Source organism: Streptomyces sp. NPDC126510 (assembly GCF_040302345.1).
GTDB lineage: Bacteria > Actinomycetota > Actinomycetes > Streptomycetales > Streptomycetaceae > Streptomyces.
On sequence record NZ_JBEORR010000005.1, the window covers coordinates 90954 to 103839 of the forward strand.

The following is a 12886-nucleotide window of genomic DNA, read 5'->3' on the forward strand; positions in this document are numbered from 1 at the left end:
ACGCACCGGTATCTCCGGGCTCGGTTCGTCCGGTCGAAGGTCCTGTCGCAGGTCCTGTCACGGCTCCGGTCGCAGCGGAAAACCAGGGGTGGTGAACCCGCCTCTCTGGGCGGCTACTTCAGGCCGATCGCCCGGCACGCCGCCTTGTACTCGGCCGTGCAGATGTCCGACAGCTTGTAGATGTCGTCCGCGACCACCGTGTCCTTGATGTTCTCCTTGGTGAGCGCGACCACCGGCACGAGCTGCGCCGGAATGCCCTTGTCGGTGGGGCTGTCGACCTTGTCGCGGGTGAGGGCGGCGAACTGGATGTCGCGGCCCTGGACCTTGGCGACGGCCATCTCCGCGGCGTTCTCCGCCTCCTGCGGGTAGGACTTGTACACGCTCATGTACTGGTCACCGGAGATGATCCGCTGCACCGCGGGCAGCTCCGCGTCCTGCCCGGTGATCGGCGGCAGTTCGGTCACGCCCGCGGCCCCCAGCGCCTTGACGATGCCGCCCGCCATGCCGTCGTTGGCGGAGTACACCGCCGCGATGTTGCCCTTGCCGATCTTCGCGATGGCCTTCACCATGTTGGCTTCGGCGTTCTCCGGCTTCCAGTCCGTGGTGTCGAAGGACTGGGCGATCGTCACCTTGCCGTTCAGCTCGGACATCGCCCCGGCCTTGAACTGCTTGGCGTTGGGGTCCGTCGGCGAGCCGTTCATCATGACGATCTTGTCGGAGAGGCTCGCCTTCTCACCGATGGCCTCCAGCAGGGAGCGCCCCTGGACCTCGCCGACCAGCTCGTTGTCGAAGGAGATGTACGCGTCGATCGGGCCCTCGGCCAGCCTGTCGTAGGCGATGACCGGGATGCCGGCCTCCTTGGCCTTCTCCACGCCGCTCGCGATGGCCTTGGCGTCGACGGCGTCCAGCAGGATCACGTCGACCCGGTCGTCGATCATCTGCTGAAGCTGGCTCGCCTGCTTGTCCGCGCTCGCCTCGGCGTTGGCGTACTCGACGCGGCCCTTGTCGTTGGTGAGCGACTCGACCTTCGTCTTGATGATCGGGTAGTCGAAGTTCTCGTAGCGCGTGTTCGCCTTCTCCGGCAGCAGCAGTCCGACGGTGATGTCGTTGCCCTTGGCCGGGCTCGCGTCGTCACTGCTCCCCGTCGCGTTGAGCACGCCGCAGCCGGCGAGCGTGACGGACATCGCGGCGGCTGCCACGGATATGGAGAGAGGACGACGCATGCGGGAGCTCACTTCACGTGTGATTCGGACGTGGGCACAGCTTTGCGGCCCATGTGACTGAAAAGCCAACGCGGACGCGCCCCCAGCGTCAAGCGGAACCACTTAACGAGATGGCAACACCACGCTCCGCAAGCGTTGTGAAGACTCTGCGGAATCACCTTCAAGTGGCGTACACCACCCGGTCATCCACGGGAGACCCCGCGAAACCAGGGCAAGACCTGCAAAGCGCGCGAAAAGGGCCGGGAGTCGACTCCCGGCCCTTCACATGCGTACGCGCGTCAGTCGGACTGCTGCTGCCGCTTCGGCCGCCACACCACCAGCGCGCTGGTCTGCTGCACCTCCTGGTACGGCACCAGGTCGCGGCGGTACGACGCGTGCACCGCGGCCTCGCGCTGGCGCATCGCCGCCGCCGCGCCGTCGAGCGCGTCCTGCATCTCGGCCACCCTCGCCTGGAGCGCGGCGACCTGGTTCTCCAGTTCGATGATGCGCTTGATACCGGCCAGGTTGATGCCCTCGTCCTGCGACAACTGCTGGACGGTGCGCAGCAGTTCGATGTCACGGGCCGAATAGCGGCGTCCCCGGCCGGCGGTGCGGTCCGGGGAGACCAGACCCAGCCGGTCGTACTGGCGCAGGGTCTGCGGGTGCAGGCCGGACAGCTGGGCCGCCACCGAGATGACATAGACCGGGGTCTCCTCGGTCAGTTCATACGGATTGCGCCGACGACCGTCCATCTGACTCATGCTCCCTTCGCGGCCTGGAACAGATCCGCCCGCGGATCCTCACCCGCGGTCGCCTCTCGGTACGCCTCGAGTGCGTCACGAGCATTCCCCGACAGGTCCTTCGGAACACTCACCTCCACGGTGACCAGCAGGTCGCCGCGGGTGCCGTCCTTACGGACCGCGCCCTTGCCCCGGGCGCGCATGGTACGCCCGTTGGGCGTGCCCGGCGGCAGCTTCAGCGTGACGGGCGGGCCGCCCAGGGTGGGCACCCGCACCTCGCCGCCGAGGGCCGCCTCGGCGAAGGTCACCGGGACGGTGACCGTGAGGTTGTCCTCCTTGCGGCCGAACACCGCGTGGGCGCCGACGTGCACGACCACGTAGAGGTCACCCGCCGGCCCGCCGCGCTCGCCCGGCGCTCCCTTGCCGCGCAGCCGGATCCGCTGGCCGTCGCTGACGCCTGCGGGAATGCGCACCTGCATGGTCCGCGAGGACTTGGCCCGGCCGCTGCCCTTGCAGACCTCGCAGGCGTTCTCCGCGATCAGGCCGCGGCCCTTGCAGTCCGGGCAGGGGTCGGTCAGGGAGAAGCCGCCGCCGCTGCCCCGGGCGACCTGCCCGGTGCCGACGCAGGTCGGGCACACGCGCGGCGTGCCGTTCTTGTCGCCGGTGCCCGAACAGGCCTTGCAGGGAGACTGCGACGACATGCGCAGCGGGACGGTCGCGCCCTCGATCGCCTCCGTGAAGCTGAGCGTGACCTCGGACTCGATGTCCTGGCCGCGCCGGGGTTGCGTACGCGTCCCCGGCCCGCCCGCGCCGCCGCGGTTGAACAGGCCCCCGAAAACGTCACCGAGACCGCCGCCGAAGCCGCCGGCCCCCTGGCCGCCGCCCTGGGCGCCGCCTCCGAAGAGGTCGCCCAGGTCGAAGTTGAAGGAGCCGCCCGCGCCGCCCGGCCCCGGGCGGAAGCCGCCGTTGCCGAAGAGGGCGCGTGCGTCGTCGTACTCCTTGCGCTTCTTGGGGTCGCCGAGGACGTCATTGGCCTCGGAGATCTCCTTGAAGCGCTCCTCCGCCTTGACGTTTCCCTTGTTGGCGTCCGGGTGGTTCTCGCGGGCGAGCTTCCGGTACGCCTTCTTGATCTCGGCCTCGGTGGCGTCCTTGGGGACGCCGAGGACCTTGTAGTAGTCCTTCTCGATGAAGTCCTTGGTGCTCATCCTCGACGCCCCTCCTTCCCTTCGTCTATGACGTCAGCCCTCGTCCGGGCCACCGCTCTCCTTGTCGTCGGCGTCGGCGGACTCGTCCGCCTTGACCGTCTGCGCCCCCGGCTGGGGTTCGGCCACGGCCACCCGCGCGGGGCGGATGGTGCGCTCGCCGATCCGGTACCCGGGCTGCAGAATCGCCACGCACGTCGTCTCGGTGACGTCCGGTGCGTAGGAATGCATCAGGGCTTCGTGGATCGTCGGGTCGAAGGGCTCGCCCTCCTTGCCGAACTGCTGCAGGCCCATCTTCGCCGCGGTGCTCTCCAGCGACTCGGCGACGGACTTGAAGCCGCCGACCAGTTCGCCGTGCTCCCGCGCGCGGCCGATGTCGTCGAGCACGGGCAGGAGCTCGGTCAGGAGGTTCGCGATGGCGATCTCCTTGACCGCGATCCGGTCACGCTCGACCCGGCGGCGGTAGTTCTGGAACTCGGCCTGGAGGCGCTGGAGGTCCGCCGTGCGCTCGGTGAGCGCCGTGCGGGCCTGGTCCAGCTGGGCCACCAGAGCCACGTCCTGGCCCGTGTCCCCGGCCGGGGCCGCCCCCTCCTCCTCGGAGGGGGAGGCGGCCTTCGGCTCGGCGTCTTCGGAGGTGGCGCCGGAAGGGACGTCGGGCTGCTGCTCGTCGAAGCCCGGGGTCTCCTCCGTCACGCGGCACCGTCCTTCCGGTCCTCGTCGACGATCTCGGCGTCGACGACGTCGTCGTCAGCGGCCTTGGCACCACCGGCGGCACCGGCGTCACCGGCGGGACCACCCGCGGCCTGGGCCGCATTGGCGTCCGCGTACATGGCCTGGCCGAGCTTCTGCGAGACGGCCGCGACCTTCTCGGTGGCGGTGCGGATCTCGGCGGAGTCCTCGCCCTTGAGCTTCTCCTTCAGCTCGGCGACGGCCTCCTCGACCTCGGTCTTGATCTCGCCCGGGACCTTGTCCTCGTTGTCCTTGAGGAACTTCTCGGTCTGGTAGACGAGCTGCTCGCCCTGGTTGCGGGACTCGGCGGCCTCGCGGCGCTTGTGGTCCTCCTCCGCGTACTGCTCGGCCTCCTGGCGCATGCGGTCGACCTCGTCCTTCGGCAGCGAGGAGCCGCCGGTGACGGTCATCTTCTGCTCCTTGCCCGTGCCCAGGTCCTTCGCGGTCACGTGCATGATGCCGTTGGCGTCGATGTCGAAGGAGACCTCGATCTGCGGGACGCCGCGGGGCGCCGGCGGCAGACCGGTCAGCTCGAACATCCCGAGCTTCTTGTTGTACGCCGCGATCTCGCGCTCGCCCTGGTAGACCTGGATCTGCACGGACGGCTGGTTGTCCTCGGCGGTGGTGAAGATCTCGGACCGCTTGGTCGGGATCGTCGTGTTCCGCTCGATGAGCTTGGTCATGATGCCGCCCTTGGTCTCGATGCCGAGGGACAGCGGGGTGACGTCGAGGAGCAGGACGTCCTTGACCTCGCCCTTGAGGACTCCGGCCTGCAGGGCGGCGCCGATGGCGACGACCTCGTCCGGGTTGACGCCCTTGTTGGCGTCCTTGCCGCCGGTCAGCTCCTTGACGAGCTCGGCGACGGCGGGCATACGGGTGGAGCCGCCGACCAGGACGACGTGGTCGATCTCGCTGATGGAGATGCCGGCGTCCTTGATGACGTTGTGGAACGGCGTCTTGCAGCGCTCCAGGAGGTCCGCGGTCAGCTGCTGGAACTGGGCGCGGGTGAGCTTCTCGTCGAGGTGCAGGGGGCCCTCGGCGGAGGCGGTGATGTAGGGCAGGTTGATCGAGGTCTCGGTGGACGAGGACAGCTCGATCTTCGCCTTCTCGGCGGCCTCGCGCAGACGCTGCAGGGCCATCTTGTCCTTGCCCAGGTCCACGCCGTGGCCGGACTGGAACTGCTGGACCAGGTAGTCGACGACGCGCTGGTCCCAGTCGTCACCACCGAGGTGGTTGTCACCGTTGGTGGCCTTCACCTCGACGACACCGTCGCCGATCTCCAGCAGCGAGACGTCGAACGTACCGCCACCGAGGTCGAAGACCAGGATGGTCTGGTCGTCCTTGTCGAGCCCGTAGGCCAGGGCGGCCGCGGTCGGCTCGTTGACGATGCGCAGCACGTTCAGACCGGCGATCTCGCCGGCCTCCTTCGTGGCCTGGCGCTCGGAGTCGTTGAAGTACGCCGGGACGGTGATGACCGCGTCGGTCACCTTCTCGCCCAGGTAGGACTCGGCGTCCCGCTTCAGCTTCTGGAGCACGAAGGCGCTGATCTGCTGCGGGTTGAAGGGCTTCCCGTCGAGCTCGATCTTCCAGTCGGTGCCCATGTGACGCTTCACGGAGCGGATGGTCCGGTCCACGTTCGTGACCGCCTGGCGCTTGGCCACCTCTCCGACGAGCACCTCACCGTTCTTGGCGAAGGCGACGACGGACGGCGTGGTCCTGGCGCCCTCGGCGTTGGTGATGACGGTGGGCTCGCCGCCCTCCAGAACGCTGACGACGGAGTTAGTCGTGCCCAGGTCGATGCCGACCGCACGTGCCATGGTTGATTCCTCCAGCTGACTTGAGTGGAACGGACTCAAGTGTGCACGACGGCCCCCCACCGGTCAACAGAGCTGAGTCGAGCAGGCTCAACTCTTATCCGTTCCTTACGCGCAATGGCGCTCTGACCTGCGTCGATACGCTGCGTCTAGGGCTGTACACCGGTACACGCGAGAGGGTGAACACCACCACGAGCGTCCCTCCCGCGACCCACCACAGGGCGCCCGCCCCGATCCAGCCGGCATGCGCGAGTACCCCGACGAGCATCCCGGACAACGCCCCGGTTCCCAGCAGCAGACTCGCCCCCGGCGCGGTCAGCCCGAGCCGCCGCAGCCGGTGCGCCAGATGGTCGGGCCCGCTGCGCGCGACACTCCGCCCGCCCAGCCGCCGCGACGCCAGCACGAGGACGGCATCGGCGGCCACCACCGCGGTCAGCGCGAACAGGACACCCGCGCTCTCCCCCAACCCGAACCCGGCCCGGGCGTACACGGTCCCCACGGCGATCACGAACCCCGCGGCCATGGACCCGCAGCCGCCCAGCGCCACCCGCGCGGGGTGCCAGTTGTGGAGAAGGAGGCCGGTCAGCGCGGCGGCCAGCACGCTCATCAGCCCCGCGATCCCGTCCATCACCTCGACGGCCGCACAGGCCGCCGCCCCGAAGGCGGCGACCACCCCGACCGTACCCGCCAGCCCGTCGGCGTGATCGAGCCCCCGGAACCCGAACACCACCGCCACGATCCACACGACGGCCAGCAGTCCGGTCCCCAGCCCCGTCTCCCCGTACGGCACGACACACGCCGCCGCCACGGCCGTACCGGCGGCCAGCACCCGCCGCCGCAACCGCAGCACGTCACCGGCGAGCCCGAGCAGGGCGACGGCACCCGCGGCGACGAGCACTCCCCGAGTCCCGTCGGCGGACGGCGCGACCCCCAGCCACTCGCCACCCCCCACGACCAGCCCGGTGACGAGCACGACGGCGAAACCGCCGGACAGCGGCACGTCCCGCTGCCGGCGCCGCTCGACCAGCCGCAGCCGCAGGGCGGGGGCCCGCAGGGCGGCGGCGAGCACGGCGGTGAGGACGAGGGCGGTGGCGGCGGCGGTGATCCCGTAGAGCACGGATATAAGTTAGGCGGGACTATGACATTTCGGTATGAATAACACGACGGGATGGACGACGAGATTCGCGACGGAACCGGCATCGGGACGGCGGCGGCACGCAGGGCGGATCGCGACCGGATCCGGTCCGCTCCTGAGGCAACCCTCAGCGATTCAGATCACTGCCGACCCGGCTACAGTGCGGCGGAGGATGAGGGTAGTCTCAGACGGACTGCATAAGTTACCGCTTAGTAATTTCGGGGAACCGTAAAAACGACAGGTCACCCCGACGAAACCCCTCGCAGGCCCGAGGAGCCCCCATGCAACTCGCCGCGATCATCGTGTCGCTGGTACTGACCGTGGTCGGCGTCGCGCTGCTCGCACGCGCGATCGGCCAGTTCGTCCGGTATTTCAAGCTCGGCCAGCCCGTGCCCGAGGGCGCCCGGACCGACAACCCCTACCAGCGCAGCGTGACCCTGGTGCGTGAGTTCCTCGGCCACACGCGGATGAACCGCTGGGGCATCGTCGGCGTCGCCCACTGGTTCGTGGCGATCGGCTTCCTGACGCTCCCGCCGACCATCATCACCGCGTACGGCCAGCTCTTCCAGGCCGACTGGACGCTCCCGGTGATCGGCGGCTTCCTGCCGTACGAGCTCTACATCGAGTTCATCGCCGCGATGACCACCCTCGGCATCGCCACGCTGATGGTCATCCGCCTGCTGAACCTGCCCTCGCGGCCCGGCCGCAAGTCGCGGTTCGCCGGTTCGAAGATGGGCCAGGCCTACTTCGTCGAGTACGTCATCCTCACCATCGGCCTCGCCATCTACGTGCTGCGCGGCCTGGAGGGTGCGCTGCACCACGTGGACCACTACGAGGCGGCGTACTTCGCGTCGTACCCGCTGGTCCTGGCCTTCAAGGGCCTGAGCGTGGCCGCCCTGCAGAACCTGGTCTACTTCTTCGCGATGATCAAGCTGGGCACGACCATGATCTGGATGATCACGGTCTCGCTCAACACCAACATGGGCGTGGCCTGGCACCGCTTCCTCGCCTTCCCGAACATCTGGTTCAAGCGCGAGGCGAGCGGCGGCACGGCCCTCGGTGCCCTGCAGCCGATGACCTCCGGCGGCAAGCCCATCGACTTCACCGACCCGGGCGACGACGACGTGTTCGGTGTCTCCCAGGTCGAGCAGTACTCCTGGAAGGGCCTGCTGGACTTCTCCACCTGCACCGAGTGCGGCCGCTGCCAGTCGCAGTGTCCCGCCTGGAACACGGGCAAGCCCCTCTCCCCCAAGCTGCTGATCATGTCGCTGCGGGACCACGCGCACGCCAAGGCGCCGTACCTGCTGGCCGGCGGCGGCAAGACGATGGAGGGCGAGGAGAAGGCGTCCGAGGAGGCCCTCAAGGACGTCCCCGCCGCGGCCCTCGCGGAGGCCGAGCGCCCCCTGGTCGGCACGGCCGAGGAGAACGGCGTCATCGACCCGGACGTCCTGTGGTCCTGCACCACCTGCGGCGCCTGCGTCGAGCAGTGCCCGGTCGACATCGAGCACGTCGACCACATCGTCGACATGCGCCGCTACCAGGTGATGATCGAGTCGTCGTTCCCGTCCGAGGCGGGCACGATGCTCAAGAACCTGGAGAAGAAGGGCAACCCCTGGGGCCTGGCGAAGAAGCAGCGCCTGGAGTGGCTCAAGGAGGTCGACTTCGAGGTCCCGGTCGTCGGCAAGGACATCGAGGACCTGTCCGAGGTCGAGTACCTCTACTGGGTCGGCTGTGCGGGTGCCCTCGAGGACCGCGCCAAGAAGACCACCAAGGCCTTCGCGGAACTCCTCCACATCGCGGGCGTCAAGTTCGCGATCATGGGCGGCGACGAGAAGTGCACCGGTGACTCCGCCCGGCGTCTCGGCAACGAGCCCCTGTTCCAGGAGCTCGGCATGGAGAACGTCATGGCGCTGAACATGGCGTTCGGCGAGGAGATGGACGACGAGGGCAAGGTCGTCGCGGAGTCGGCGAAGCCCAAGTCGGCCAAGAAGATCGTCGCCACCTGCCCGCACTGCCTCAACACGCTCGGCAACGAGTACCCGCAGCTCGGCGGTGACTACGAGGTCATCCACCACACGCAGCTGCTGCAGCACCTCGTCGACGAGGGCAAGCTGATCCCGGTCACGCCGGTCGAGGGCATCATCACGTACCACGACCCGTGCTACCTGGGCCGCCACAACAAGATCTACACGCCGCCGCGCGAGATCATCGCCGCCGTCCCGGGCGTCCGCAACGAGGAGATGCACCGCCACAAGGAGCGCGGCTTCTGCTGTGGCGCGGGTGGTGCGCGGATGTGGATGGAAGAGCGCATCGGCAAGCGCATCAACAACGAGCGCGTCGACGAGGCACTGTCGGTCAACCCCGACATCGTCTCGACGGCCTGCCCCTTCTGCCTGGTCATGCTCACGGACTCCGTCAACGGCAAGAAGAACGACGGCAAGGCGAAGGAGTCCATCCAGGTGGTGGACGTGGCCCAGCTGCTGCTGGACTCGGTGAAGACGCCGGTCCCGGCGGAGGACGAGGGCGACGACCCGAACGACGACGGCGAGCCGCCGGCCGGCACGTCGGACTCTACGAGCGCACCGGAGCCGGAGCCGGTGAAGTAGCCGGTCTCCGCCGGCCGTTCCAACCCCTTCGAAGCCCCCTGCCCGATCTTCGGGTGGGGGGCTTCGGCGTTGCCCGCGGTTTATCGGGCAGGACGGCAGGGGTCACGGGTCCGGAAGACTGCGGTGCCTCAGAAGGAGTTCGACGCTGGTCAGGTCCTCCGACTGGGTTGCCGGAAGGGCCCGTTGCGAGACGGATCCGCGAACCGACAGACGCTGCCCGGGATGACTCGCCTCGACCGGGTCGCCATGTCTCAGCAGGACATCCAGCGGTCCACCTCTCGTGCCCGGGTGTCCAACGCGGTGCGGACAGCGGCCGGCGCGGGCCGGGGACTGCCGGGCACCTGCACGTCGGGCTGGACGCCACCAGCCTCGTGGCCGAGCCCGGGAGGCGGTACGTCCACGGCGATCCCGGCGCGCCGCGCAAGTGCGACCGCCGTCGCCACGAACCCCTCGGAGAGCGCGAGGATCACGGAGTGTCCCGTACGGCAGTGCCAGGCGACCAAGCCGCGTGCGAACTCCGCGTACACGGCCGGATCGACCTCGAGTGTGTCCGGGTCGCCCGGGTGCTTGTGGCCGATTCCCGACGGCAGCCCGAGCTCCGCCTCGAAGACCTCGACCTGCCGTACGAAGAGGCGGCCGGCGCCGTTCGAGGGGTTCCACAACGTCTCGTCACCGATGTCGAAGTACATGCTCATCGTCGCTCCCCCTGCTCGGCTGCCCCTGCGCAGGCTAGAAGATCAGGCCGCCGGCAGGCACGTCCTGGCACGTACCCGACGAGGCCGGACCGGCCTGGCGGGGCTGCCGCGTGCTTGGCAGGATCCCGGTATGCAGTTCGACGATCCCGGCAGCCTCACCGACGTGTGCACACAGCGGCTCGGCGAGAGGACCGGCCGGCAGTTCGCCGCCATGGCCCGTCGCGGCTTCCGGCTGGCTCCTGCGACGGGTGTGGCCCGGGCGACAGGCCGGTGCCGGCTCGGCGGTCCCGCGCTCCTCGAACCGGGAACCCCCTGGCCCGAGCTGAGCGGCGTCCCGCTGTCCCCGCACGCCGTCCTGGACACGGACGCCCTCGCCCCCTGGCTGGGTTCCGAACTGCCCGCGCGGCCCGGCCTGCTGAACTTCTTCTACCTGGATCCGGACCTGCCGTACGAGGAGTACCGCAAGCTGGACGTGTACCAGCCCGGGGTGTGGCGCGTCCTTCCCGCCGACCCGGCACGGGCGGTCGCCGTCACCGCCCCCCGGCCTGCGCGGAGTTACCCGGCGATGCCCGTCCACGCGGCCGAGGTGACCATGCTCCCGGACTGCTGGGACGTCGAGGACGACGACCTCGAGTTCGACCGGGACGAACACTGGGGAGTGTCCTCGCTGTTCCTCACCACGATGGCGGATCTCGACGGCAACACCGCGGGCAGCCACTGCGCCTTCGGCTGGCCCGACACCTCGCACACGCTGCCGGTGTCGCCCCGTGACGCCGACGGCACGGCGGCCGTCCATCTGCTCCAGCTCGCCGGGGACACCGACCTGGGGTGGGGCTGGGGCGATGCCGGGACGCTGTACTTCACCATCCCGGCCGAGGCACTCGCAGTCGGCGACTTCGACCGGGCAGTGGCCCAGCTCATCTGCGGCTGACGCGACGCGCGGCGGACTCAAGAGGCCGTTCCACCTGGGCTGACCATGGGTAACCGGTGACCGTGCGGTACCCGCGCGAGAGCACACAGCAGCCGTTTCCGAGCGCGGAACAGCCGTGCCCGGCGGGGTGTCGTCCCGCCGGGCACGGCCGTGCGACGCGTCTCGGGGGCCCGGAGGGGGTCTCCCTCCGGCGAGGCCATCCCCCGCCCAGACCCCAGGGACTCGCGTGACCACCGCGCCCCGCCCCGCGGCAACCCGCAAATTAACCGAACTCACGTACAACCCTTACGTCCCTCCGCAGGTCTCTTGATCGCCGACCGGCCGTGAACCCCCGGACAACGTCCGGCGAACACGGACGGCCCGGCCCTCCATCGACTGTGGATGTCCGCCAGGCATCCCCCGCATGCAGACCTCCGGAGCCCCGCCTTGCGCAACCGCACCCTCCTGCTGGCCGCCGCCCTCACCACCGGCCTCCTCTCCGCCACCCCGGCCACCGCCGCCCCCTCCGGTCTCGCCGGGGACTTCAACGGCGACGGCTACCGGGACGTCGCGGTCGGCGCCGCGTGCACCACCGTCGGCTCGGCCTCCTGCGCCGGTGCCGTCGTCGTCCTGTACGGCTCGGCGTCCGGTGTGTCGGCCACCCGCAAGGCCGTCATCACGCAGAACTCCACGGGCGTGCCCGGCACCGCCGAGTCCGGCGACCTGTTCGGCGCCTCCCTGGCCGCCGGCGACCTGGACCGGGACGGCTACTCCGACCTCGTCGTCGGCGCCACCGGCGAGAGCGTGGGTGACCGGGACGCCGTCGGCTCCGGCACGGTCCTGTGGGGCGGCAAGTCCGGGCTGGCCGGCGGCAAGGGCCTGCCGCAACCGTCGACGCTCTCCGAGTACGGCAGCTTCTCCCGGGGCATCGCCACCGGCGACTTCGACGGTGACGGCGACACGGACGTCACGCTCACCGGCCAGAGCCACACCCGTATCTACAACGGCCCGTTCACCCGCACCGGCGGCCCGCTGAACAACCTCCGCGTCGGTGAGCTCGGCACCACGTCCGAGGTGATGGCGGGCGATCTCACCGGCGACGGAACGGCCGAGCGCGTCTACCCGTTCACCGTCGACGGCGACTCCGGCGGCCAGATCCTCTACTTCCGCTGGAACGGTATGACGCACAAGATGGCCGAGCTGCCGAACGCCGACGGCACCCAGGGCGCGATCGGCGACATCAACGGCGACGGCTACGGCGACCTCGTCCTCGGCGACTCCGGGGACCCGTACGACCTCAAGCCCGGCGGCCACAAGGGTGGCCAGATCACCGTCTGGTACGGCGGTCCGAACGGCCCCGACCCGGCGCAGCAGCCGACCGTCGTCCACCAGGACACGGAGGGCGTGCCCGGCGCGGGCGAGCCGGACGACGGTTTCGGCATGTCCGTGAGCACCGGCGACATCAACGGCGACGGGTACGCCGACGTGGCCGTCGCCGCCCCGGGCGAGGACATCGGCTCGGCGGTGAACGCCGGCTCGGTGACCGTGCTCTTCGGCTCCGCGTCGGGGCTGAAGACCAGTGGCGTGAAGTCGTACACCCAGGACACCGCCGGTGTGCCCGGTTCCGCCGAATCCTGGGACCAGTTCGGTTCCGCGGTCGACCTGACCGACGTGACGAAGGACGGCAAGGCGGACCTGTCCGTCGGCGTCGACGGCGAGAACTCCACGGGCGGCCTGTGGTTCCTGCGCGGCTCCGCCTCCGGCCTGACCACCAGCGGCGCGCAGGGCATCACCACCACCGCCGTCGCCCTCAAGTCCGGCCTCTACTTCGGTTCGGCCATCGCCCAGTGACG

At 69.7% G+C, this 12886-nt stretch carries 10 protein-coding genes; 3 read left to right on the forward strand and 7 right to left on the reverse strand.

Going from position 1 to position 12886, the window contains the following annotated elements:
• Positions 1-113: 113 nt before the first annotated feature.
• From ABTX60_RS08150 to ABTX60_RS08175, 6 genes are all read right to left on the reverse strand, one after another.
• Positions 114-1235: a sugar ABC transporter substrate-binding protein gene (locus ABTX60_RS08150; protein WP_502992291.1), complete on the reverse strand. Its 1122-nt coding sequence runs from the start codon at positions 1233-1235 to the stop codon at positions 114-116.
• A gap of 266 nt (positions 1236-1501) precedes the next feature.
• Positions 1502-1954, reverse strand: a complete 453-nt coding sequence (locus ABTX60_RS08155; protein ID WP_033310108.1) for a heat shock protein transcriptional repressor HspR — start codon at positions 1952-1954, stop codon at positions 1502-1504.
• Between the two features lie 5 nt (positions 1955-1959).
• Complete coding sequence (dnaJ, locus tag ABTX60_RS08160; protein ID WP_352096253.1) at positions 1960-3147, reverse strand: molecular chaperone DnaJ; 1188 nt, start codon at positions 3145-3147, stop codon at positions 1960-1962.
• A gap of 33 nt (positions 3148-3180) precedes the next feature.
• Entirely contained in the window at positions 3181-3837 is a 657-nt protein-coding gene (gene grpE, locus ABTX60_RS08165; protein ID WP_352096254.1) for a nucleotide exchange factor GrpE, read from the reverse strand.
• Positions 3834-5690 carry a molecular chaperone DnaK gene (gene dnaK, locus ABTX60_RS08170; protein ID WP_030846406.1) on the reverse strand — a complete coding sequence of 619 codons (1857 nt, stop codon included), beginning with the start codon at positions 5688-5690 and terminating at the stop codon, positions 3834-3836. The genes grpE and dnaK overlap by 4 nt, the downstream gene beginning before the upstream one ends.
• A gap of 94 nt (positions 5691-5784) precedes the next feature.
• Positions 5785-6804 carry an MraY family glycosyltransferase gene (locus tag ABTX60_RS08175; protein WP_352096255.1) on the reverse strand — a complete coding sequence of 340 codons (1020 nt, stop codon included), beginning with the start codon at positions 6802-6804 and terminating at the stop codon, positions 5785-5787.
• Between the two features lie 299 nt (positions 6805-7103).
• Between ABTX60_RS08175 and ABTX60_RS08180 the strand changes: the two genes are divergently transcribed.
• Positions 7104-9428, forward strand: a complete 2325-nt coding sequence (locus tag ABTX60_RS08180; RefSeq protein WP_352096256.1) for a (Fe-S)-binding protein — start codon at positions 7104-7106, stop codon at positions 9426-9428.
• Positions 9429-9679: 251 nt separating this feature from the next.
• On the opposite strand, the gene ABTX60_RS08185 is transcribed toward ABTX60_RS08180, so the two are convergent.
• Complete coding sequence (locus tag ABTX60_RS08185) at positions 9680-10123, reverse strand: DUF6086 family protein (RefSeq protein ID WP_352096257.1); 444 nt, start codon at positions 10121-10123, stop codon at positions 9680-9682.
• 130 nt (positions 10124-10253) lie between these two features.
• Between ABTX60_RS08185 and ABTX60_RS08190 the strand changes: the two genes are divergently transcribed.
• Positions 10254-11054: a DUF1963 domain-containing protein gene (locus ABTX60_RS08190; RefSeq protein WP_352096258.1), complete on the forward strand. Its 801-nt coding sequence runs from the start codon at positions 10254-10256 to the stop codon at positions 11052-11054.
• A gap of 426 nt (positions 11055-11480) precedes the next feature.
• Positions 11481-12884 carry an FG-GAP-like repeat-containing protein gene (locus ABTX60_RS08195; protein WP_352096259.1) on the forward strand — a complete coding sequence of 468 codons (1404 nt, stop codon included), beginning with the start codon at positions 11481-11483 and terminating at the stop codon, positions 12882-12884.
• Positions 12885-12886: the final 2 nt, after the last annotated feature.